Below are 22,561 nucleotides of genomic sequence, written 5' to 3'. Positions count from 1 at the left end.
GATAAATTATTGGTAAGAGGATACCATACAGACAGGTGTAAATGCATCATCTTAAGTCTCTCAAACCTCCTGAAAGTTGTCTATCAGAGCCTTAGAGGGCAGTCGAACGCTTATTAAACAGCTCTCCCTTAGGGTTAACACGCAAAAAATCGTGTTGAATTATAGTGATGATGAAAACAACAAGCAGGAAACTAAAATCACATGGAGCACGGTGCTTATTTTTATTATATTCACCCCATGACTTTTAAAGTACCAGATAGATAATTTATTATGAAGAATGTTTCAGTTTACACACCACTTATATCAGGTTTTCCTAAGCGCTAGCAGGACACCATATAATTAAGTCAGTACCGCTCAGGTTCTAGAACGACCAAAACAGACGAATTAACAAAGTTGCAGTGACTGACAGTATCAATGTTAAAGGTAATCCAATACGCCAATAATCGGAGAATTGGTAATTTCCAGGCCCAAGGACCAGGGTATTTGCCTGATGCCCTACTGGAGTAATAAACGTACAAGAAGATCCTACAGCTACCGCCATCAGAAAAGGATCGGGTGAAGCACTCCAGTCAGAAGCAATCATTAAAGCAATGGGAGAAAAAATTAATGCCACAGCAGCGGTGTTTATAAAGTTTGCAAACAGCATGCATATAACAATCAAAATAAATAAATTCATACTAATCGGCAATGCATGACCGTAATAATAAAAACCTTGAGCGATTAGTTTGGCTGTCCCCGTTGTTTCCATAGCCTGACCTACCGGGATTAGAGTAGCAATTAAAACCAGAATAGGTAGATTAATACTTCGATAAGCCCCATCCAAGCTTAAACATCCAGTCAATATCATTGCAATTGAGGCTGTGAAAAATGCTATGTCTGTGCGAACAAAGCCTGAAATTACTGCAGCAACTGCAAGAAAAAATATAGCGAATACTTTGATGGTTGCTTGTTTTGAGAAAGGACGAATGCGGTTTTCACCGGCAGCTATACAGTTTAAAGCATATAGTCTTTCCTGGATAAGCTTACTATTTGATTTAACCAATAAAACATCGCCTGTTTGTGGCGTAATATCTCCAAGGCTTTTGGTAAACGTTGCATTTCTTCTTGAAATAGCAATAATTTCAATGCCATAGGTTTCTATCAGATTTAAGTCTTTAATAGGCTTCGTCTCTAAAAACGATTGCGGTAAAAGAATAATTTCGGTTAAAAAATAATCCATAGATTCCATTTTTTGATGTTGAGGTCCTCTAACTAATCCGTATTGACTGGTTAGTTCTCCTGATGTCCATTTGTCTGTTTCCAGGATCAAAAGATCATCTGTTTTAACTGTCAGATATTTCAAATTTTTGCGGAGTACCTCACCGCCTCTCAAAACAACAAGTAATTCTGCTCTATCCTGATATTCGTTGAGCAGATGTGCCATTTTTTTGTTTACTAAAGACGAATTAGATTTTATGCGAAACTCAAAAGTGAACGTTTCTAAAAAAGGTTTATTATCCTTGTCTGTTTTTAAAGAGATTAAGCGCCACCCTGCCCAGGCAATAAAGGCAACTCCAACTATGGCAACGCCGATACCTACTGGGGCAAAATCAAGGAAGTGAAAAGAACTGCCCAATCTGTTCTTACGAAAATCAGAAACAATAATGTTTGGTGAGGTACCTATCAGAGTAATTAAGCCTCCAAGAAGAGAGCTAAATGATAAAGGCATGAGCAGCGCTCGGCGAGGAATATTCTTAATTCGTGCGATTTTCAGTGTAACAGGTATCATAAGTGCAACAGCGGCCACATTATTAATAAAAGCTGAAAGCGACGCCACCGCAGAACTCAATACCAAGATTTGTTTGGGGATATTTTTACGCCTTAAGCGAAGATAATAAGCTATCTCATCAAGAATACCGGTATTTTCCACAGCACGACTAATGATAAAAAGAGTTCCTACTGTGATCACCGCACTATGACTAAAGCCAATAAAACTTTCCTTTATCGGTACCAGGCCAAAGATAATTGCAAGTAACAGGGTTAGGGCAGCAACAAGATCATAGCGAATATATCCAGAAACAAAAAAAACAAGCGCGGTTAGTAAAAGCGCAATGAATAAGAGTTGTTCGTAGTTCATACTATTGCTTCTCTTAAAATGGACTAATGGCTTCAGAGCCAATAATTGACAAGTGCTTTAATTAATCTTATTCAATACTATCATAATTGAGTTCGATTGTTACCATGAGGCTGACATTTAGGATATATAAGTCTTCAGGAAAATTTACTTTTTTGAAAAAAAATGCCATGATATAAAATATATTTCTGCATTTTAAAAGTACAAAAATGATAGCCCTTAGACTTGGCAGCATAATTTTGGGATTACTGATCGGCTATACACTGGTCAATAACATTGAAATGTCCAATTTTTTAATGGAGCAAGTGCATGACTATAGCTGGGCGCATTTCCTTATAGCATTATTCTTTATATTAAATACTCTGAGTATTATTGGGCTGCTGCTTACAAAAATTTGGGGATTTTATTTTGCTTATGTAGCAGTCACCTTCTCCACTATCTTTTTCTCCACAAACTACATTCCTTTCTTTAATCACCTGTTTAATCCTAAATTTAATACTCATCTTCTGTTGTTTTATAATGCTGTATTTTTGATTGCTCTAGGCGCGTTTCACCTTGGGTTGAAGTTTAATCGCGAGACTACGAAACCATGAAAACCCGTATTTTTTCTCAATTTAGAGTCCTTTTCAAAAAAACCTGTCACATGATGCAAACCATTAAAAATACATACCAGGATAAAGGTTTGTTAATGTTTTTTTCCCAAATATGTAACGTTGGGTTGATCAGTTGCTTCCTGATTTTTTCCAATACAGCCGATGCAGGAATGATGGATGTATCGTCAGGGATAGGCTCATTAGCAGATAGTGTCACAAACAGCTTTACTGCCTTGGCTCGGTTAATTACTGCGGGCTCCTATTTGGGAGGGCTTGCCTTCTTCATTTCGGCCATTATGAAGTTTAAACAACACAAAGATAACCCAACCCAAATACCAATCGGCACGCCAATTTCTTTAGTATTAATCGCTGCAGCTCTGCTTTTCTTGCCATCAATTTTGACGGCTGTAGGGCACACTGCATTTTCTGATGGTGGAAAAGTTGCTGGGCCTACAGGAACAATCTTTGAGAGTAAATAAGTCCATTCATAAACAAAAGGTACTGATGGATCTGATTTCTTTAGAATATTAGCCTCTAGGGATAAGGCATAAAATTATGTTAAAACACTTAGTGATAAGCGCCTTCGTTATTTTTAGCATTGTCCTCATCCTCATGTATGTGTTTCAGCGGCATTTAATATATTTCCCTGACGTACATCACCCCAGCTTAAACAAATACCAAGCGAACGATATAACCGTAGTGTCATTGCAAACAGAAGACGATGTAACATTAAAATCCTGGTATAAACCTGCAATTAACCAGCTACCAACAATTCTTTATTTACATGGAAATGCAGGTCATATTGGATATCGTATGCCCTTGGCTCGTCAATTTATTGATGCAGGCCTGGGGTTATTGTTATTGGAATATCGCGGATATGGTGGTAATAAAGGAAGTCCCAGTGAGTCAGCTTTCTATGAGGATGGACATACAGCCCTGAGGTACTTAGAGAAGCAAGGCATTAAACCACAGCAAACAATATTGTATGGTGAGTCGTTAGGTACAGGAGTAGCAACAGAACTTGCAAATCATCACCAGGTTTGCGCTGTAGTCCTTCAGTCACCTTTTACTTCTTTAGTGAATTTATCTCGTTATCATTATCCATGGCTATTCATCAAACCATGGGATAAATTTGATTCTTTAAGTCGCATTACAGCGATTAATGCCCCCCTGCTTGTTTTACATGGAAAGCAAGACCGAGTTGTACCTTATTCAGATGGATTAGCTATCTTTAATACGGCAATAGAACCGAAACAAATGTTTTCTTTTGAACAAAAAGGTCACAATAATCTATGGGAAAGTACAGGCTTCTCTGATAAAGTCATTTATTTTATTCGAACTCATTGTACTAATTGATTATAATTGTATGAAAAAGTCCCATTCACGATGTTAGGTTAAAATGTCAGCATCGACAACTATGGTCAAAGAATCCACTTTTAATGAACGATTATTAAAATTAATCAATAACTCTCTAATTCAAAGTTAAGATTTATGAACTTTGTTATAACTGTCCACCAATAAAAATTTCTCGCGCATACCGCCTCCCCAATAACCCTTTGTCCCTTTAATCTCCGACCATATTCTAATGTTGGCAGTACCAGGAACTACTGGAATTTTTTTTAAATGTGTGTTGGGATTTTAGCCCCGCAGCATATGCCGACGGGCTGATTCACCAATAGGTTTTCACGCGACTGCGTGAGATCATCGGTTCTTACTCGATCAAGCTGGTCTATGGCGACCCAATCAACAACGCGCAGGCTAGTAGGGCAGACCCGCCACCACACGCGCGAGCCGCCAACCGCATGCAGATTGCCGCCGCGCGCCCGACTTACTGCCATATTAACTCCAAGACCATCAGAATCAGAAATAACCAACGGAAACCAGGACTCTTTTTTATCCGTTCTATAATTGTAGAATGTTGTCCCCCGCGGCAATTTATCTTCCTTAAACGTAGGCTTAGGGTCAAACGAACGATCTTCTCGGCAATATTCATTAGCCACATGGACTGGAACATCGCGCTGTGCTTTACCCACTTGCATCCAGGCTGCCTCCATAGCCGTCCAGTTGTTCGTGTTATACCAATTATCATACCCATCAATATAATTTTTTAATGCTGTTTTGAGTGGTGCAAAGTCAAAATGCTTTGAGCCCTTAACCTCAACACCATGTTGTACATACGTCAACCCATTCTTCTCGATATCCTCACAGCGCTTGAGCATTGCCGCTTTTGTTGCTTCGCTCATATGTCGTTCCAGCATCCAGCGCATGTGGGTGTCCTTTACCCAATAAGCATATTCGTATGCGGTGATGTCCTTGAAGATTCTACTCGAATAATCAGTTACTGTGCCACGTGCCAACTGCAACTTAGGATGCATGTCCACAATTTTTTCTGCCTTATCCTGTTTTCCAGTCACTACATTCAGCAATAACTGATATGTTAAATCGCCCAGCCTATCCGGTTGGAACAGGGTATGTGGTTTTTTGTGTGTGGCTACAAACGCACTTATATCCTTATCTTTATGTGGCCCTTTCTTCTTGAGATAGCTGCCAATTTCATTAAGAGTATCTGTAGGAATTGTATGAAAATAAGGGAATTGTTTAATCGCATCAGCCATCTCTTGTGGCAAACCTTGAATCGTTGATAAGTCGCTTATCAATTCAAGTTGCTCATTAGCAGGTAAGTTATAAAAATTCAAAAATTTCTTTTTAAACTTAGCTGAGAGGATGGTGATTGGAAAATTAGTTTCGTTTATCTTTTTTACAGCCTTTTCATATAACGATTCAAAATCAGAACTAGGTTCTTGCTTTTCTATTTTAGACTCTGCCATGTTAAATAGTTCTCAAGTGATTTAGTCGGCGCATATTGTATCATGTAATACACTGGTTGGACAATCTCTGAACATTCAAGGGCAATATTATTGCTTGAAGAGATGGGGTGTCAACCTGGCCGATGCGTCACTTAGGATGTTAATTAAGTTATCTCAGAGCAAGTTTAAAAAATGGCTAGAGTCCAGTAATAAATTCATAATAAATCTTCTGGAGTTTTGATATTTTCCTGTTAATCACTAAAATTCTAAACCATAATAGGTAATTCTTTGAAATATAGATTTCTCGGGATTCAATTTGAGTACCGGTGATTGACACTGGTAATTAAAGAGTTAGTTAACGTTTAAATTGACTATAAGTAACCAATTTTATATAGTTCTGCGCAATCACGCTATTATGAATACTTATAGTACGAAACAATCAGGAGACACAATGAGCAAAAAGACAGCTAAACTTAGCATTGAAGGGCAAGAATTGCTTGATTTACCAATCTACACTCCTACTTTAGGTAATGATGTGATTGATATTACCCAACTTGGTGCGCATGGCGTCTTTACTTTTGATCAAGGTTTTTTATCAACAGCTTCCTGTGAATCTAAAATTACTTATATCGATGGAGACAAAGGTGTATTGTTATATAGGGGTTATCCTATAGAGCAATTAGCTGAGAAAAAAGATTTTCTTGATGTGAGTTACCTGTTGCTTAATGGTGAATTACCCAATGCAGAAGAAAAGAAACAATTTGTTGGACTGATCAACAATCATACCATGGTACATCAACAAATGTATCAATTTCTCAACGGATTTCGCCGCGATGCACATCCAATGGCTATTATGGTAGGCATTGTTGGTGCTTTATCTGCTTTTTACCATGATTCGATGGATTTAAATAATGCGAACGATCGTTTTATTTCGGCAATTCGTCTGGTTGCAAAAATGCCGACTTTAGCTGCTATGAGTTATAAATACTCTATTGGCTTACCGTATATGTATCCACAAAATAAAATGACTTATGCTGAAAATTTCCTCCATATGATGTTTGGAGTTCCTTCTGAAGATATAACACCAGATCCAATATTAGTTAAAGCGATGGATACTATATTTACACTTCACGCGGATCATGAGCAAAATGCCTCTACATCTACAGTCCGCCTCGCAGGTTCAACCGGAGCTAACCCATTCGCCTGTATATCAGCAGGTATTGGCGCATTATGGGGGCCTGCTCATGGTGGCGCAAATGAAGCGTGTTTGAATATGTTAAAAGAAATAGGTGATGTAAGTCGCATAGAACATTATATCAACCGTGCTAAAGATAAAAATGACCCATTCCGATTAATGGGTTTTGGACATCGAGTTTATAAAAGTTATGATCCAAGAGCGAAGGTCATGCGTAAAACCTGTTATGATGTTTTGGAAGTTGTTGGTGCTAAAGATGAACCTTTATTCAAGCTGGCCATGGAGCTGGAACGCATCGCCCTGGAAGATGAGTATTTCATTCAGAAAAAACTCTACCCTAATGTTGATTTTTATTCAGGTCTTACCTTAAGTGCAATCGGAATACCAACGAACATGTTTACTGTTGTGTTTGCTTTAGCGCGGACAGTTGGGTGGATGAGTCACTGGATGGAAATGGTAGCCAGCAAATCAAGAATAGGCAGACCACGCCAACTTTACACTGGCGAAAAAAATCGAGATGTAATTTAGTCGTTATAATAAATAGACAAGGTGCATTTTGTGCACCTTGTCTATTTATGTGTTAGACAGCTTAAAGCCTTCTTCCAACCTTTATATTCATCCTCGACTTGCTCTAGTTTTTTGCTGGGTTTAAAGGTTTGCTCTGTATCCCAGACATTAGTCAATGCAGCAATTGAATCAAAAACGCCGTATCCTAAAGCTGCTAAAATAGCAGCGCCTCTTGCAGTGGTTTCTATATCCTTGGGTTTTTGAACAAGAAGCTGACATTGATCCGCTAAAAACTGTAGAAACCATTGATTCGCCGCCATGCCGCCATCCACCCTTAATATAGATAAATCCAAATTGCTGTCTTCTCTCATACAAGTAAGGATTTCTCGGGTTTGATAACATACTCCCTCTAACGCTGCTCTGGCAAAATGAGCTCTATTCGCTGAACGTGACAATCCAAAAACTGAAGCTCCAGATGTTGATAACCAATGGGGGGCTCCCAAGCCTGTAAATGCTGATACCAAATAAACCCCTTCATTAGTCTCAAGACTTTGTGCCAGAATTTCAGTTTCACTGGAGCTTGAGATCAATTTCATCTCATCACGCAGCCATTTTACTGTGGTACCCGCATGATAAATACTTCCCTCTAGTCCATAAGCAATAGTACCTTTTATCTTGTATGCGATTGTCGTTAGAAGCTTATGCTTTGATATCACCGGAGTAGCGCCCGTATTAAGTAATAAGAAACCACCTGTACCAAAAGTTGCTTTAATCATGCCATCATTAAAACAACCCTGCCCCACCAAAGCCGCTTGCTGGTCACCTGCAACCCCTGTAATAGGAAGTTCTAACCCCAACCAGTCTTTATCTATAAAACCAAAATGGCTGTCGCTGGCATTAACCTCGGGTAATATTGATGCAGGGATCTTAAACAGCTTAAGTAAATCTTTATCCCATTGTTCCTGTCTGATATTAAATAACATGGTTCTTGATGCATTAGTCACATCTGTTGCATGTGTCTTACCTTTTGTCATTCGCCAAACTAAAAAACTATCAATAGTCCCGAAAGCCAGCTCACCTCTTGATGCAAGCTGCTGCGCTTGAATATTGTTATTTAATAACCAATTTAGTTTACTTGCTGAAAAATAAGGATCGAGAATTAAACCCGTTTTTTCCCGAATTATAGGAATATATTCATACAGAGAATGGCAATATTCTTCAGTACGTCTATCTTGCCATACGATGGCGGGGGCTAAACATTCACCCGTTTTTTTATTCCAGATAACGGTGGTTTCTCTTTGATTAGTAATACCGCAAGATAAAATCCGTGCTCTCTCTACTTGAGTTACAACATCTCTTATGGCGGTTAAGGTTTTTTTCCATATTTCTTCAGGATCGTGTTCAACCCATCCCAATTTTGGATAATATTGAGTAAGGGGATATTGACTGCTTGTAATTAAGTCGCCTTGAAGATTATATATCATGGCTCGAGTGCTGCTGGTTCCTTGATCGATAGCGAGTAGATAATTCATTAGTCACAATTCCTTGATAACTATAAAAAGTAGACCTGACAGCAGCTCGAGACGGCGGATGAAAGTTTTGCCGATATCTAAGACGCCAATCTGAAACAATTATCAATAGATCCAATTCCAAGTCTGATTAAATAGAGTGATTCTATTGCGTGTATCCTTTATTATTATATTTATTCTACACTTTTTTTTCGGAGACCAAAACATGGATCAGGTTTTTGATGTTGCAGTTATTGGCGGCGGGATCAATGGTTGTGGATGTGCTGCTGATGCGGCCTTGAGGGGCTTATCTGTAGTACTCCTCGAACAGGATGATTTAGCCTCAAAAACCTCCTCAAGCAGCACCAAGCTCATTCATGGTGGATTAAGGTACCTGGAAAATTATGAATTTGCTTTGGTGAAAAAAGCACTTGAAGAAAGACAAACCTTATTAACTATTGCTCCTCACCTGGTCCATCCCCAATCGTTTATTTTACCCTATCAAAAACATATGCGCCCTTCCTGGCTATTACGTTTAGGTTTATTCTTTTACGATCATTTAAGCCGTAAAAATCGTTTACCCAAATGTAAAACGGTCAGGAGAAACAGAAAAAATAATTATTTTACCCCTTTAACTGATAAGCTAAAAAGAGGCTTTTTATTTTATGATGCAGCCACAGATGATGCTCGTTTAACCATTATTAATGCCATTCAAGCAAAGAATCATGGAGCAGTTATTCATCCGAACTCAACAGTAACCAAGGCTGAAGTGGTGAATAATTTATGGCAATTAACCATTCAGCCAAAAAATGGCACTGTTTATAGGCTTTTTGCACGATCCATAATTAATGCAGCAGGACCTTGGGTGGAGTCTATAGCAAAATTGACTCACATACCCGTTATACATCAAATTACGTTGGTCAAGGGAAGCCATATTATCGTCCCTAAACTTTATGAAGGCAAACATGCTTATTTTTTACAAAACGATGATAAACGGGTGATTTTTGTTATACCTTATCATGGATTTAGCATGATAGGCACAACTGATACACTATTTAAAGGAGCACTTAAGGATGGAATACATATTAGTAAAAAAGAAACGGATTACTTGATCTCATTAGTCAATTCATATTTTAAAATTAAATTTAATTCCAACGATATCGTCTATTCATGGAGTGGAGTAAGACCTTTGTTAGCCAGTGAAGGAACCGAATTAAAAGCCCTAAGCCGTGATTATATTTATGAATTTAGTTCGACTCCGGCTCCCATTGTGACTATTTTTGGTGGAAAAATTACAACATACCGGCAATTAGCAGAAGAAACAGTTAATCAACTTGCCCCTCTATTTCCAAACATGCATGAGTCACAAACAAAATACATCCCTCTCCCAGGAGCCACTTTTGGAACGATGAATTTTGATCAATATTTAACTTATGCACGAAAAAAATATCATTGGATGAATCATGAATTACTTAATCGCTATCTCTATAGTTATGGTACTAATACGGAATTATTTTTGTCAACATGTACTTGTATTGAATCCATGGGAAAACACTATGGCTCATCCCTATATCAAGTAGAATTAAACTACCTGATTTCTGAAGAATGGGCCAAGTACTCTGAAGATGTATTACACCGGCGAACCAAACTTGGGCTCACTATAGATAACAGGGGTAAAAAAGAGCTGGAAGACTACCTGGCAAGTATTAATCCTTCTCCTGCTCAATCTGAGCCCGAATATCACTAACATCAGCGTCTAACGCTTGTTGCGCCAGTTCTTTTAACGTTGATTCTGGCATGCTGCCAGCATCAGAGTAAATGACTATTCCCTCTTTAAAGACCATGAGATGCGGTATGGAGCGTATCTCAAACAAATCAGCCAACTCCTGTTGCATTTCTATATTTACTTTAACAAATCTTATCATGGGAAATTGATCTGAGACTTTTTCGTAAACCGTTGCAAACTGCTTACATGGGGCACACCACTCAGCCCAATAATCAATAAATACTATTTCATTTTCATTGATAAACGATTCAAATGCATCGCTAGTTATAGTTTGGCTTGGCATGTTTCTACCCTTGCATCAAGTACTGTTACTATATTATCAAAAATCTCATCCACATCCCCCATTCCGACCACACTATGAAACTGTGGAGCCCCTTTAGAGCCTTCTTGCGCCCATTGTTTGTAATATTTTATCAACGGTGCCGTTTGGCTATGATATACATCCAGTCTTTTTCGCACCGTTTCTTCTTTATCGTCTTCACGCTGAATCAGAGAATCTCCTGTGACATCATCACAACCCGGAGTTTTTGGTGGGTGATTTACAATATGGTAAACACGCCCTGAAGGCTGGTGAATCCGACGACCACTTATTCGTTGAATGATCTCGTCATCAGCAACTTTTATTTCAATTACGTGATCTAAATAAATTCCCTCTTGCTTGAGTGCCTCAGCCTGAATTAAGGTTCTGGGAAACCCATCAAAAAGAAATCCATTTTTGCAATCGTCTTTTTTCAAGCGTTCTTTAACTAAACCAATGATGATGTCATCAGAAACCAAGCCTCCTGATTCCATAATTTTTTTAGCACTTAAGCCTAATGGTGAACCTTGGGCAATAGCGGCCCGCAACATATCTCCTGTAGAGATTTGCGGAATTTTATAACGTTCAATTAAACGCGAGGCTTGGGTTCCTTTCCCCGCGCCCGGTCCGCCTAAAAGCATTAATCGCATCAAAAACTCCTCTTTGATAATCCTAAATTTAGTCTTTCAAGTATACTACTACTTCTTAAATTTATAAATTTTTTAGTTATTATTTTATATAATGATCTCATCTCACTGCTCGTTAAAACCACGAATGTGAATTCACCTGATTTTTACATGAATTTAATTGCACGGCGTATAATTGTGATTTTGCTTTAACCTTTCGAGCTACAGAAATCAACCAGGGTTTTACTAAGTATGTTTTACGCTGGTAACCGCCTATTCCTTCATGATATGCCAAATAAAGAGAGTAAGCATCTGTCCTGGAAATTCTGGCTTTTTTATTCGCCTCATTTGCATACCAGCCAATAAAATCAACACCATCTCCAAAATCATCGCGGGACGACCAGAACCAGCCATTAGTTCGTCTATACTGTTTCCATGTGGAATGCAACGCCTGAGTGTAGCCATATGCGGTCGAAGGTCTTTTCCATGGAATAATTCTCAATAGTTTGGTACGTGGGGGTTTTGCTCTGGCATCAAATTTAGATTCTTGATGGATAATAGACATTTGGACAGCAACAGGTACTTTCCAGCGTTTTTCTACATCTTTCGCATCTCGATACCACTTCGGATACTGCTTAAATATGGTACATATGTTGTTGACGTCTGTAGGGGGACGACTCACACAAGCCGTGAGAAAAAAAAAGGGTAGAAACAAGGCAAATAATTTAAAGTTCATGATGATTATATTAAATTGTGGAGCAGCTAAAGCAACTCAATAAGCCTAAAAATTCAATAGTAACAAAATTACCCTTTACAATCTATGACATTTGCTTTTGCTTGCCATACCCGCCATGCTAGAATTTACTGAGTGTATTTTAGGTGAATAATCCTCATGACAATACTTGTATTTGATATAGAAACTATCCCGGACGTTGAGTCTGGTCGTAAATTGTTTGATCTGGATGGTTTGTCTGATGAAGAAACAGCGTTAGCTATGTTTGCTTTGAGAAGAGCTAAAGTGGGCAATGATTTTCTGCCTCATTATTTACAAAAAATTTGTGCTATTTCTGTGGTTATGAGTCATGGATCACAAATAAAAGTCTGGTCCCTTGGAGACGAGGACTCTAATGAGAAAGAATTAATTACACGTTTTTTTGCAGGCATCGAAAAGCACACCCCTACGTTGATCAGTTGGAACGGTAGTGGTTTTGATTTGCCTGTCTTGCATTACCGATCATTATTACATTCAGTAACTGCATCAACATACTGGGAAGCAGGTGAAAATCAACAAACCTTTCGTTGGAATAACTATTTAAGCCGATTTCATTATCGCCATATGGACTTAATGGATTTAATTGCTGGTTATCAAAACAAAGCGTTTGCACCACTGGATGATATTTCCAGTATGTTAGGTTTCCCAGGGAAAATGGGAATGAGTGGTTCAAAAGTTTGGGAGCAATATACTGCAGGTCAAATCAAAAACATACGTGATTATTGTGAAACTGATGTACTTAACACATATTGCGTGTATTTACGCTTTGAGTTGACCCGTGGAATTATTAATATGGATGAATACGATGCTGCGGTACAGCGCTTAAAAACTTATTTGCATGCTGAACAAGAAAAAACACATCTTAACGAATTTTTAACCCGCATGGCTTAATCATTAAAAAGGTCTATGACCTGTAAATGTTACCTTTGCTTTCTCTTCTTCTATATTGCTAAAGGCTTTTTAGTATTCCTCACTGGTAAGGAGAACTATGGTTTTTTTAAAATAAGTCTCACCTAGCACCTTTCTCCACGTGATATTGATAACGTGCTTCAGCTCGAAACTCGTTTTATATTAGTTCGCAGCGGATACCTATAAAATTAATCATGTTACTCGATCTTATGGCACGTGGAAAATTTATTACACCAAGTCTTGGCTGTTACATTTGCAGTTATTCTTCCATTTGCGCATCAGTTATTCAATTTGCTGATTTTTTCTATCGTATTTATGGCAAAAAATGGTATATAATATGCCAGTGTATTTTTCGATTTTGAGCTATCAAGGCTAATGTTATGTCTGATCCACTTATTCCTATATCGCGCAGACAGGCCCTGATTTTTGCTTGCTTCCTGGTTTTATATGAATTTTTAACCTATATCGCTAACGATATGATTATGCCCGGCATGATTAATGTAGTTAAATCTTTTAATGCACCCGAATCGACTGTAGCCACCTCCCTTACTGTTTATATTCTCGGTGGTGCCAGCCTGCAGTTGATTCTTGGGCCTATCTCCGACAGTTATGGTAGAAGGCCGTCAATGTTATTAGGGGCTTGCCTCTTTTTTATTTTTACCTTAATGATTGCTTGCTCTCACTCCATGCATCAATTTCTAATTGCACGATTTTTCCAAGGAATGGGATTATGTTTCATTGGAGTTATCGGATATGCAACCATTCAAGAGATATTTGATGAAATGAATGCTATACGAATCATAGCAATTATGGCCAATGCTGCTATTTTAGCACCATTACTAGGCCCGCTTTTTGGCGCCATTATTATTCTCTATACCTCGTGGCGCTTTATATTTATCATGATTGCTTTCTTTGCCCTGATTGCCCTTTGGGGGTTATGGCGTTACATGCCTGAGCCTATAGGACATATAAAAAAGGATGGGCTACTACTTCCTAAAGTCCCATTCTCTGCAAAGTCAATATATAAAAATTACAAGGAACTTTTTACAAATTTAACCTTTTGCCTGAGTACATTGGCTGCGGGTGTTATCGGCATTCCTTGTATCGCCTGGATTGCCCTGGCTCCTATAATACTGATAACTGAAGCTAAATTAACTGTTATTCAGTATGGCCTGTGGCAGCTTCCAATATTTGGAGCAACCATTATGGGTAATTGGTTTTTACATCGATTAACGTACAAATATAAAATTAAGCAGATTATATTTTTGGGTTGCATTATTATGACGATAGGAATCCTGATGATTGCCCTTCTACCCTATTTATATGGTAACCATTATCAGTATTTACTACCAGGCATTATCATCTATTTTTTTGCACTCAGCATTATTAATGCTCCATTAAACAGGTTTTGTCTGTACATCACTTCAGTAAGCAAGGGTACCGCATCTGCATTAGTGAGTTTGAGCGTGATGATTATCGGTGCCTTGGGCATAGAAATAGCCAGTGCTTTTTATCAGGACCACAATAACCTGCATTTTGGAATTTTCTGTAATGCGGTCGGCGCTGTTTTTCTGCTCTTTATTGGGCTGACTTTTATAACTGAAAAGGAAGCCATAAAGGAAATCCCTGTTTAGTTCTACAGATCTTTAGTAAAACAGTCTGTTTTTAATAAGTACGTCGACCTGGATGAGATTCTTTAAGCAAAAACGCAGCAATTAATAAACTTCCCAGAAAGCACATAGGCATGACCAATAATGCTGTCTGATAGCTTGTTATGCTGTAGACATAAATACCGTTAACCAAATGCGGTGAGTCTGTATGCTGTAATATATAACCCACTAGCGGTTGAAAAATTGCCCCACCAATCAAAACTGAAAGATTATTGAAGCCGGAAGCTGTTCCAACAAAATCAGAAGAGTTATTGTCTTTAACTACGGCAAAACTAAGTGTCTGCCCCCCCGCTCCTAATCCTAATAAAAATAAAATGAGATATGTCCAGCCATAAGACAGTTGTGATGAGTACAGCAAAATCAGCGTAGCTACCAAACCTAAAATTGAACTTATAATCAAGGCAATACGACGACTCTCTATCCTGTCACTAAACCAGCCCAATAATGGACTACCGATTCCTATACCAAGCCAAATCATGCTGCATAAACCTGAGGCAGCTACTACACTTATTTGAAACTTTTCTTGAAGATAAGGAACACCCCAAAGAGCTGCAAATACGGCAATGGGAGTCCATATAGCGAAAGCATATCCACCTGTAACCCAGGTATGGGAATGTTTACATACGGTGATAAGTCTTTTCCATTCATCCTTAAGGTAATTATTGGGTGCGGTTTGATTTTGTTGATTTGGGTAATCACGAATATAGAGCCAAAAAAAACCAGCTAAAATAAAGCCCACTGCAGATAAAATAAAACTCGCGTTACGCCACCCTACATGAGCAATGAGGGAAGCTAAGGGAACCTCACCAAACATAGCCCCTACTGAACTCATTAATTGAGCTACTCCAGCAAGAATGGCGAAATGATTAGGGGGAAACCAACGAGAAATCAGAACCAAGACACCTATGAAAGAAAATGCAGAGCCTATTCCGATCATAAATCTTCCAATAGAGGCTGTAAATACACTGTCTGTAGAGGCGAAAAAAGCAGAGCCCAGAGCGCACAATATAATGGCACAGGTCATCAATTTACGTGGGCCATAGCGGTCATACAAAACTCCTGCAGGTAACTGAGCAGGTGCGTAAGCATAAAAATAAAAAGCAGAAATGAAACCAAAACCTTCTCCAGTGATCTTAAAGGTTCTCATCATTGATTCGGCCATAACACTCGGTGCAACTTGCAATATAAACTCATATAAATAAAAGGAGGCTGCTAAGAAAAATATAAGATAAGCCTTAGTCAGATTATTCTCACTTATTTTTTTTGTGTTTTTTGTGTTAGATACGCTCAATTTAGGATCACTCTATTTGGAGATGGCTCATTAAAGCCTACGCTCATTTGGTTTGTCAATACGATTTCCTTATAGGATAAATCGCACCTAAAACTGCAGGGCTTCTGGCGCCTGTAATTGCTGTTAAATTAACCGGAACTTGATTTATTGTCTGAGCAGCCAACCAGGCAAACATCATAGCTTCCAGATAATCGGGGCTTACTCCAATTTCTGCAATACTTTGTACGCCAATCCCCGGCAATAAATCAGCCATGGAATTACATAAATAGAGGTTATGAGTTCCACCGCCACATAAATATAATTGTTTTACCGTATTTTTTCTTAAAATTGTTAGAGCAACAGAATGTGCAGTTAAAGCTAATAAAGTAGCTTGCACATCGGCAGGTTTATATTCTTTCTTTAAATAGGATTTCAGCCAAAATAATGAAAAATACTCTTTACCAATACTTTTTGGGGGAATCAATTCAAAAAAAGGATCTGACAATAATTGATCGAGTAAAGGAGTTATTATTTCGCCCTCCCTGGCCCATAACCCATTGTTATCAAAAGTTTTTCCCAAGTGTTCAGTAATCCAGGCATCCATCAAACAATTCCCTGGTCCGGTATCCCATCCTTGTGTCCGTTGTCCTGATGTAATAAAACTAACATTAGCGATACCGCCAATGTTAACTACAGCCACATTAGTATCCTTTTTATTAAACAACTCTTGGTGATACAGGGGTGCAAACGGCGCACCTTGACCTCCATTCACTAAATCCCTTGTTCTAAAATCTGCGACAACGGTAATGCCTGTTAGTGAGGAAATAGTATGCCCACAACCTAGCTGTAATGTGTAAGGAATACTGACACTTGTATCGTGACATAAAGTTTGCCCATGACTTCCGATAGCCATTATATCATCAGGAGATGTATTCGCTTCACGCAACAAATTATTCACAGCACCAGCAAACTCTCTTCCAATAAGGGTATTTAATTGACAAACCAAAGCAAGATTGAAATTATCATTATTAATCAAATCACTGATATTTTTTTTTAATTCATCACTGTATTTTACAGTAATACCGTATTTCAACGTGTTAGCAGGTATTTGTACAAGAGCAGCATCAATACCATCCATGCTGGTTCCAGACATTAAACCTATATACAAAGGCATAGATTACTCTAAAGGATGAATAAGACTCTTATAGTACTAAATCTTACGAGTACAGGCAAAGCAGTGATGCTCTTTTATTGTTAATCTTGTTGCTCTGATTCTCCTAAGATGAAGTGTATTTAAATCTTGAAGTACTGATTATTCCTCAATTTTTTGAAGATTAAAGCAAGTGTGGAAGTTATTAGTAGTTATTTCTGCAATTTCTTCATAATCCATGCCCCGCAAATCCGCTATCGCTTCTGCAACATGCTTAACCAATGCAGGATGATTTTGTTTGCCTCGATGAGGAACAGGAGCCAAGTAAGGTGAATCTGTTTCAATTAATATTCTGTCTAAAGGAATTTGTCTCGCTACATCTTGCAGTGCGGTAGCATTTTTAAAGGTCACTATTCCAGAAAAAGAAATATAAAAATTCAAGTCAATAGCTCTTCGAGCAATATCTAAATCCTCAGCAAAGCAATGCATCACCCCACCAATTTGTTGGGCATTTTCTTCTGCCATCAGTAACAAGGTATCTTCTGCAGCCTGGCGGGTATGTATAATTAATGGCTTTGAAGTAATTAAAGCGGCTTTTATATGCTCTCTAAACCTTGACCGCTGTATTTCCCGGGCCTCTTCCGTATGGGTCCTGTAATAATCCAATCCAGTTTCACCCAAAGCAATACATGCTGGATTTGCAGCAAAATCACAAAGCATTTTAGCTGTAACCGGATAATCCATTTCAGTGTTGGGATGAACACCAACAGAAATGCTAATACTGGTATGATGAGCGGCTAGATGCTCCAATTGAGGATAGTCACTCAACTCAACACAGACACAAAGAAAATGATGAACCCCATTATCATTCGCTCTGGCTAAAACTTGCGACATGTCGTTATTAAACTCAGCTAAATCTAAAAAATTTAAATGGCAATGTGAATCAACTAGCATTTGAAACCTCAAAAAAGAAAAATCAGATATGTTTCAGGTCCGTTGGCACTTAGTCCTTTGATATTCACGCGACTTGTCGCTGGATCAAGTCATATCATCTCGAACACAACACAGTTATTTTTTTACGAGAAACCACATGTTGCAAAACAACTCGCCTCACGTCAAGCCTTAAAGGTGAACTATAAACAGCCTACTTGTGTATAATAGAGCTTTATAATCAGCAGAAATATACTCTAAATCTGCATTAGCGTTTAAATTGACTAAATAGTATCAGTTGGCTGGGTAGACTTAAGCATACCCGCCAAGTGAGTTTCTATCTTATTACATAAATATCGGCTATTTTCACCGATAAATTGAACCCCTATTCCTGGAGGTTTATTTCCTTGTGCACCCTTAGGAGTAACCCATACTACTTTAACATCAATAAGATAAGGTTCAATTTCACTAATTATTTTAAGTGACAATTGTAATTCTTTACCCAGGGGGTAAACGTATTTTGTTCTAAAAAAAAGACCGCCACCTTTCACAAAAGGCATATAAGCGTTATATAAAAGTGCTTCACTGGGAAAGGTACAGTTTACTAATTGTGCACTTTCAGTCATTTTCTCTCCATGTAATAACTAAAAATCAACTGCTAAAGAAAATAATAAATCCTCCAGCACCAAAGTATGATTTACATTTATATTATGGCTTATTTTTCTTAATAGTGTATTGATTTTATCAATTTGCCTAAAAATCAAGATTGGGTTTAATAAGGATAATAATTCAACTAATTGATTGGTTGCAGGTCCCACACTATTAAGTCTGGTAAAATGCATGTACTGTAATTGTGAAAAGACCAGATATAAAAACCATAACAAAGTACTCAGTTCAAATTGGCTCCATTGAGAAGCTAAAATACACGGATGTACTCGCTTTTCAAGCATGGATATTAGTCCATCCAAAATTGAATCAGCCTGATTTATAATCAAAAACCGATCTGATTCCTGAGGATATTGATCCCCAAGTTTTAACAGATTATTACGATATGAATCTGCAGAGGAAGAAAACGACACAATCTGACAACGACTTAAGACAGTTGGTAATATTGTACTTAACTGTTGAGCTATTAAAATAAAAATCGTGTGTTTTGCCGGCTCTTCCAGAATTTTCAATAATGAATTTGCTGATGAGGTATTCATTCGATCAGCCGCCTCAATAACGATTAATTTGTAATCTGCTCTTTGTGGGGTTAAGTATGCAGTATTTTGCAATTCCCTTATTTGGTTAATTTTAATGGGACCACCAATTTTTTCAGGCTTAACCCACTCTACATCAGGGTGCTCCATACGATTTATCATCTGACAATCAATACAATTTAAACAGGGCCCATTAGATTTTTTACAAAGATATAATTGCATAATATTAATAACAAAATCAGCTATAGCGCAATGTAAAGGGCCAACAAATAACATGGATTGAGCAACACGCTGTTCATGCAAAGCGGATTGAATTTGTTGCCACTGAGCTTGATGATTTATCATGATTGTTGCTCTATGAATTGACCTACTGCCTCTTGAACTGCGAGCCTTACTTCCTGCAATGAGCGTCCGGCATCAATGCTTACAATATCAGGATCTTCTTTAACATATTGGATATAAGTTTTATGCACTCGATAAAAAAAATCTATAGATTGCTGCTCTATTCTATCAAATGCTCCTCTTAGTTTTGCTCGCTCCATACCCAACTCTGGACTGATCTCTAAATACAAAGTTAGAGCAGGTTTAAATCCATTTAGACAAAAAGCTGATATTTTTTTAATTATATTAGAGTCTAACCCTCGACCACCACCTTGATATGCCATAGTAGATAATTCAAATCTATCAGCGATTACCCAATAACCCTGCTGCAAAGCAGGTTTAATCACTTGCTCAATTAATTGAATTCTTGCGGCATAAAGCAGTAATAATTCACTTCTATTATCAAGAACATCACTGTATTCGGGGTTTTTAATAATTGTTCTTAGAGTCTCACCTATAACTGTTCCGCCAGGTTCTCGAGTAGTAATCGTCTTAATATTTAATTCAGATAACAGATCAATTACACTGTTCACTGCTGTAGATTTTCCAGCACCTTCCAAGCCTTCAATTACTATTAGTTTTCCAGCTGACATTAAAAGTCCTTGTGTCTAGATTGCTCAATAGCTTGTCTTTGCTGCTCATAGGTTTCTGAAAATTGATGAGAGCCATCTCCTTTCGCAACAAAATATAAAAAATTTGATAATTGCGGATGAGAGGCAGCATCTATAGCCTCTTTTCCAACCATAGCAATAGGTGTAGGGGGTAAACCTCTATAACGATAAGAATTATAAGGAGAATCAACCTGCATGTCATTATGGGATAATTTTCCTTTATATGCATTACCTAATCCATATATTACAGTAGGATCCATCTGCAAGGGCATCTTTTTCTTTAACCTATTGACCATGACACCGGAAATGATCTTCTTTTCCTGAGGTATAGCAGTTTCTTTTTCAATGATTGACGCGGCAATAAGCAATTCGTATGCAGTGTGATAAGGTAAATCAGATGCTCTATGAACCCAGGCATTATTTAAATAATTGATTAAATTTTTATTTGCCTGCTCTAAAAGATTTCGACTGCTGCTGCCTCCTCGATATTGGTAGGTATCTGCCAACAATAATCCCTCAACATTTGGATGATTTCCTTTAATAATAAGCCAATCGTCAGGATGATAATGTAAATATTGAGCTTGCATCAGATCCTGAGCTATTTTTTGTTGGGTCGTTCCTTCAATCACTGTGAAGTTTTGAGTTACTACATCACCAGTAACTACACGGTGAAGAAGTTGCATGGCGGTTTCACCAGGATTGATCTGATACACACCTGCTTTTAATTGATGAGATAAGCCTTGCATACGGATTATTAGTAAAAAAAATCTGGGAGAATAAATTAGATGCTTTTCTTTCAAAAGATAAGCGAATTTCGATGCCGATATCGAGGGCTCGACTCCAATTATCACTGCAGTGTTGTTTCTGGAGATAAGAGGCGTTACCACTAAGCTATATATATTCAAGGAAATTATTAAAAAAGACATGAAAAAAACTGCAAGAATATAAATTATCAGTTGTTTATGTCTAGGATTTACCATTTAAATCCGCTTAAATATCAAGCTGCCGTTTGTTCCACCAAATCCCAGTGAATTACTTAAAACATAATTAATTGTTCTTTTTTGAGGTTTATGCGCCACATAGTTCAAATCACATCCCTCATCAGGATTGTCCAGATTAATTGTTGGCGGAGCCACTTGATCTTTGATTGCCAAAATACTAAAAATCGCTTCTACAGAACCTGCCGCACCCAGTAAATGCCCAGTCATTGATTTTGTAGAACTAACCGCTAAATTGTATGCATGATCTTTGAAAACACGCTTGATGGCCTTTGTTTCATTCATGTCATTGAGGTAAGTTGAAGTACCATGTGCATTTATGTAATCTACCTGGACTGCATCTATTCCTGCATCATTTATCGCTGCTTCCATAGCACGCGAAGCACCGTCAGCATCTTCATCAGGTGAAGTGATATGATAGGCATCTCCAGACATTCCAAAACCAACCAGCTCTGCGTAAATATTAGCACCGCGAGCTTTCGCATGTTCATACTCTTCTAAAACAAGAATACCAGCACCTTCGCCCATAACAAAGCCATCTCTGTCTTTATCCCAGGGTCTTGACGCTTTTTCAGGCTCATCATTTCGCTTGGAGAGAGATCTTACAGCTGAAAAACCAGCCAGGCATAAGGGGGTTGTAGTCATTTCAGCACCACCGCAAATCATCACATCTGCATCACCATAGGCAATAATACGACCGGCAAGACCGATATTATGAGTACCACTGGTGCATGCTGTAACAACTGAAATATTGGGACCTTTAAGATGATGTTTGATGGAAATTTGTCCAGCAACCATGTTAATTATTCCTGCTGGTATAAAAAAAGGAGAAACTTTACGTGGACCACCAGCAACCAGTCTGTCTTGGTTATTGGTTATAGTTTGGATACCACCTATACCCGCACCAACAGCCACACCAGTTCGACGAGACAATGCTTCATTCATGATTAAACCTGAATCAAGCATCGCCTCATCAGCAGCTGCAATACCATATTGAGTAAATATGTCCATTTTTCGAGCATCTTTGGCTGGAACATGGTTCTCAATGTTAAAGTTTTTGACCTTGGCGCTAATTCTAGTCGTGTAGTCACTGGTATCAAAATCATCAACCAATGCAACACCGCTAATACCAGCCAATATATTCTTCCAGGTTTCTTTTACATTAAGGCCGACCGGGGTAAGCATCCCCATGCCGGTAACAACCACGCGCCGCTTGTTCAATGAAAGCTCCTCAA

At 38.2% G+C, this 22,561-nt stretch carries 21 protein-coding genes; 7 read left to right on the top strand and 14 right to left on the bottom strand.

What is annotated here, in order from left to right; all coding sequences use genetic code 11:
- Nucleotides 1-361: 361 nt before the first annotated feature.
- Nucleotides 362-2,116, bottom strand: a complete 1,755-nt coding sequence (locus HRS36_RS08605) for an SLC13 family permease (RefSeq protein ID WP_173236993.1) — start codon at nucleotides 2,114-2,116, stop codon at nucleotides 362-364.
- A 206-nt stretch (nucleotides 2,117-2,322) separates the two neighbouring features.
- Between HRS36_RS08605 and HRS36_RS08600 the strand changes: the two genes are divergently transcribed.
- The 3 genes from HRS36_RS08600 to HRS36_RS08590 all read left to right on the top strand — a co-directional run bounded on the left by HRS36_RS08600 (nucleotide 2,323) and on the right by HRS36_RS08590 (nucleotide 4,062).
- Nucleotides 2,323-2,706 carry a hypothetical protein gene (locus tag HRS36_RS08600; protein WP_173236992.1) on the top strand — a complete coding sequence of 128 codons (384 nt, stop codon included), beginning with the start codon at nucleotides 2,323-2,325 and terminating at the stop codon, nucleotides 2,704-2,706.
- Nucleotides 2,707-2,801: 95 nt separating this feature from the next.
- Nucleotides 2,802-3,185, top strand: a complete 384-nt coding sequence (locus tag HRS36_RS08595) for a type IV secretion protein IcmD (protein ID WP_275941002.1) — start codon at nucleotides 2,802-2,804, stop codon at nucleotides 3,183-3,185.
- 76 nt (nucleotides 3,186-3,261) lie between these two features.
- A complete protein-coding gene (locus HRS36_RS08590; protein WP_173236990.1) occupies nucleotides 3,262-4,062 on the top strand; it encodes an alpha/beta hydrolase in 801 nt (266 codons plus the stop codon).
- A gap of 263 nt (nucleotides 4,063-4,325) precedes the next feature.
- On the opposite strand, the gene HRS36_RS08585 is transcribed toward HRS36_RS08590, so the two are convergent.
- Nucleotides 4,326-5,534, bottom strand: coding sequence for a hypothetical protein (locus HRS36_RS08585; protein WP_173236989.1), 1,209 nt, complete (start codon nucleotides 5,532-5,534; stop codon nucleotides 4,326-4,328).
- A 430-nt stretch (nucleotides 5,535-5,964) separates the two neighbouring features.
- Here HRS36_RS08585 and gltA point away from each other — a divergent pair, with 430 nt between their 5' ends.
- Nucleotides 5,965-7,236 (top strand): citrate synthase, encoded by a 1,272-nt coding sequence (gltA, locus tag HRS36_RS08580; protein WP_173236988.1) that lies wholly within the window; start codon nucleotides 5,965-5,967, stop codon nucleotides 7,234-7,236.
- A 41-nt stretch (nucleotides 7,237-7,277) separates the two neighbouring features.
- On the opposite strand, the gene glpK is transcribed toward gltA, so the two are convergent.
- Nucleotides 7,278-8,747 carry a glycerol kinase GlpK gene (gene glpK, locus HRS36_RS08575; RefSeq protein ID WP_173236987.1) on the bottom strand — a complete coding sequence of 490 codons (1,470 nt, stop codon included), beginning with the start codon at nucleotides 8,745-8,747 and terminating at the stop codon, nucleotides 7,278-7,280.
- 202 nt (nucleotides 8,748-8,949) lie between these two features.
- Here glpK and glpD point away from each other — a divergent pair, with 202 nt between their 5' ends.
- Entirely contained in the window at nucleotides 8,950-10,470 is a 1,521-nt protein-coding gene (gene glpD, locus HRS36_RS08570; RefSeq protein ID WP_173236986.1) for a glycerol-3-phosphate dehydrogenase, read from the top strand.
- Here the strand turns inward: glpD and HRS36_RS08565 are convergent.
- The 3 genes from HRS36_RS08565 to HRS36_RS08555 all read right to left on the bottom strand — a co-directional run bounded on the left by HRS36_RS08565 (nucleotide 10,430) and on the right by HRS36_RS08555 (nucleotide 12,169).
- Nucleotides 10,430-10,792 carry a thioredoxin family protein gene (locus HRS36_RS08565; protein WP_173236985.1) on the bottom strand — a complete coding sequence of 121 codons (363 nt, stop codon included), beginning with the start codon at nucleotides 10,790-10,792 and terminating at the stop codon, nucleotides 10,430-10,432. The two genes, glpD and HRS36_RS08565, sit on opposite strands and share 41 nt — an antisense overlap.
- Nucleotides 10,774-11,457 carry an adenylate kinase gene (adk, locus tag HRS36_RS08560; protein ID WP_173238495.1) on the bottom strand — a complete coding sequence of 228 codons (684 nt, stop codon included), beginning with the start codon at nucleotides 11,455-11,457 and terminating at the stop codon, nucleotides 10,774-10,776. The genes HRS36_RS08565 and adk overlap by 19 nt, the downstream gene beginning before the upstream one ends.
- A 112-nt stretch (nucleotides 11,458-11,569) precedes the next feature.
- Nucleotides 11,570-12,169, bottom strand: a complete 600-nt coding sequence (locus HRS36_RS08555; RefSeq protein WP_173236984.1) for a transglycosylase SLT domain-containing protein — start codon at nucleotides 12,167-12,169, stop codon at nucleotides 11,570-11,572.
- 156 nt (nucleotides 12,170-12,325) lie between these two features.
- On the opposite strand from HRS36_RS08555, the gene HRS36_RS08550 reads away from it, so the two are divergent.
- Both HRS36_RS08550 and HRS36_RS08545 read left to right on the top strand, forming a co-directional pair.
- Nucleotides 12,326-13,096: a 3'-5' exonuclease gene (locus HRS36_RS08550; protein ID WP_173236983.1), complete on the top strand. Its 771-nt coding sequence runs from the start codon at nucleotides 12,326-12,328 to the stop codon at nucleotides 13,094-13,096.
- A gap of 398 nt (nucleotides 13,097-13,494) precedes the next feature.
- Complete coding sequence (locus HRS36_RS08545; protein ID WP_173236982.1) at nucleotides 13,495-14,748, top strand: MFS transporter; 1,254 nt, start codon at nucleotides 13,495-13,497, stop codon at nucleotides 14,746-14,748.
- A 31-nt stretch (nucleotides 14,749-14,779) separates the two neighbouring features.
- Here the strand turns inward: HRS36_RS08545 and HRS36_RS08540 are convergent, their stop codons facing one another.
- The 8 genes from HRS36_RS08540 to fabF form a co-directional block, all read right to left on the bottom strand.
- Entirely contained in the window at nucleotides 14,780-16,042 is a 1,263-nt protein-coding gene (locus HRS36_RS08540) for an MFS transporter (RefSeq protein WP_338033748.1), read from the bottom strand.
- 88 nt (nucleotides 16,043-16,130) lie between these two features.
- Nucleotides 16,131-17,228: an anhydro-N-acetylmuramic acid kinase gene (locus HRS36_RS08535; protein ID WP_173236980.1), complete on the bottom strand. Its 1,098-nt coding sequence runs from the start codon at nucleotides 17,226-17,228 to the stop codon at nucleotides 16,131-16,133.
- A gap of 138 nt (nucleotides 17,229-17,366) precedes the next feature.
- Complete coding sequence (locus HRS36_RS08530; RefSeq protein ID WP_173236979.1) at nucleotides 17,367-18,158, bottom strand: TatD family hydrolase; 792 nt, start codon at nucleotides 18,156-18,158, stop codon at nucleotides 17,367-17,369.
- Nucleotides 18,159-18,418: 260 nt separating this feature from the next.
- Entirely contained in the window at nucleotides 18,419-18,760 is a 342-nt protein-coding gene (locus HRS36_RS08525) for a PilZ domain-containing protein (protein ID WP_173236978.1), read from the bottom strand.
- 18 nt (nucleotides 18,761-18,778) lie between these two features.
- Nucleotides 18,779-19,681 (bottom strand): DNA polymerase III subunit delta', encoded by a 903-nt coding sequence (locus HRS36_RS08520; protein ID WP_173236977.1) that lies wholly within the window; start codon nucleotides 19,679-19,681, stop codon nucleotides 18,779-18,781.
- Complete coding sequence (gene tmk / locus HRS36_RS08515; RefSeq protein WP_173236976.1) at nucleotides 19,678-20,310, bottom strand: dTMP kinase; 633 nt, start codon at nucleotides 20,308-20,310, stop codon at nucleotides 19,678-19,680. Before tmk ends, HRS36_RS08520 begins: the two co-directional genes overlap by 4 nt.
- Nucleotides 20,310-21,308, bottom strand: coding sequence for an endolytic transglycosylase MltG (gene mltG, locus HRS36_RS08510; RefSeq protein ID WP_173236975.1), 999 nt, complete (start codon nucleotides 21,306-21,308; stop codon nucleotides 20,310-20,312). Before mltG ends, tmk begins: the two co-directional genes overlap by 1 nt.
- Nucleotides 21,309-22,547, bottom strand: a complete 1,239-nt coding sequence (gene fabF / locus HRS36_RS08505; RefSeq protein WP_173236974.1) for a beta-ketoacyl-ACP synthase II — start codon at nucleotides 22,545-22,547, stop codon at nucleotides 21,309-21,311.
- Nucleotides 22,548-22,561: the final 14 nt, after the last annotated feature.

Source organism: Legionella antarctica, from assembly GCF_011764505.1.
In the GTDB taxonomy this organism is placed as follows: domain Bacteria; phylum Pseudomonadota; class Gammaproteobacteria; order Legionellales; family Legionellaceae; genus Legionella; species Legionella antarctica.
Note: the sequence above shows the minus strand (reverse complement) of the source record. Positions and strands in the feature narration are given on the sequence as shown.

What these genes read in the sequence shown, in the direction of transcription:
- glpK (WP_173236987.1), bottom strand. Translation starts at nt 8,747, where the DNA reads ATGAATTATCTACTCGCTATCGATCAAGGAACCAGCAGCACTCGAGCC.
- HRS36_RS08545 (WP_173236982.1), top strand. Translation starts at nt 13,495, where the DNA reads ATGTCTGATCCACTTATTCCTATATCGCGCAGACAGGCCCTGATTTTT.
- HRS36_RS08605 (WP_173236993.1), bottom strand. Translation starts at nt 2,116, where the DNA reads ATGAACTACGAACAACTCTTATTCATTGCGCTTTTACTAACCGCGCTT.
- HRS36_RS08535 (WP_173236980.1), bottom strand. Translation starts at nt 17,228, where the DNA reads ATGCCTTTGTATATAGGTTTAATGTCTGGAACCAGCATGGATGGTATT.
- HRS36_RS08595 (WP_275941002.1), top strand. Translation starts at nt 2,802, where the DNA reads ATGTTTTTTTCCCAAATATGTAACGTTGGGTTGATCAGTTGCTTCCTG.
- glpD (WP_173236986.1), top strand. Translation starts at nt 8,950, where the DNA reads ATGGATCAGGTTTTTGATGTTGCAGTTATTGGCGGCGGGATCAATGGT.
- tmk (WP_173236976.1), bottom strand. Translation starts at nt 20,310, where the DNA reads ATGTCAGCTGGAAAACTAATAGTAATTGAAGGCTTGGAAGGTGCTGGA.
- HRS36_RS08555 (WP_173236984.1), bottom strand. Translation starts at nt 12,169, where the DNA reads ATGAACTTTAAATTATTTGCCTTGTTTCTACCCTTTTTTTTTCTCACG.
- HRS36_RS08600 (WP_173236992.1), top strand. Translation starts at nt 2,323, where the DNA reads ATGATAGCCCTTAGACTTGGCAGCATAATTTTGGGATTACTGATCGGC.
- mltG (WP_173236975.1), bottom strand. Translation starts at nt 21,308, where the DNA reads ATGGTAAATCCTAGACATAAACAACTGATAATTTATATTCTTGCAGTT.
- HRS36_RS08590 (WP_173236990.1), top strand. Translation starts at nt 3,262, where the DNA reads ATGTTAAAACACTTAGTGATAAGCGCCTTCGTTATTTTTAGCATTGTC.
- HRS36_RS08530 (WP_173236979.1), bottom strand. Translation starts at nt 18,158, where the DNA reads ATGCTAGTTGATTCACATTGCCATTTAAATTTTTTAGATTTAGCTGAG.
- HRS36_RS08520 (WP_173236977.1), bottom strand. Translation starts at nt 19,681, where the DNA reads ATGATAAATCATCAAGCTCAGTGGCAACAAATTCAATCCGCTTTGCAT.
- gltA (WP_173236988.1), top strand. Translation starts at nt 5,965, where the DNA reads ATGAGCAAAAAGACAGCTAAACTTAGCATTGAAGGGCAAGAATTGCTT.
- adk (WP_173238495.1), bottom strand. Translation starts at nt 11,457, where the DNA reads ATGCGATTAATGCTTTTAGGCGGACCGGGCGCGGGGAAAGGAACCCAA.
- HRS36_RS08585 (WP_173236989.1), bottom strand. Translation starts at nt 5,534, where the DNA reads ATGGCAGAGTCTAAAATAGAAAAGCAAGAACCTAGTTCTGATTTTGAA.
- HRS36_RS08525 (WP_173236978.1), bottom strand. Translation starts at nt 18,760, where the DNA reads ATGACTGAAAGTGCACAATTAGTAAACTGTACCTTTCCCAGTGAAGCA.
- HRS36_RS08565 (WP_173236985.1), bottom strand. Translation starts at nt 10,792, where the DNA reads ATGCCAAGCCAAACTATAACTAGCGATGCATTTGAATCGTTTATCAAT.
- HRS36_RS08550 (WP_173236983.1), top strand. Translation starts at nt 12,326, where the DNA reads ATGACAATACTTGTATTTGATATAGAAACTATCCCGGACGTTGAGTCT.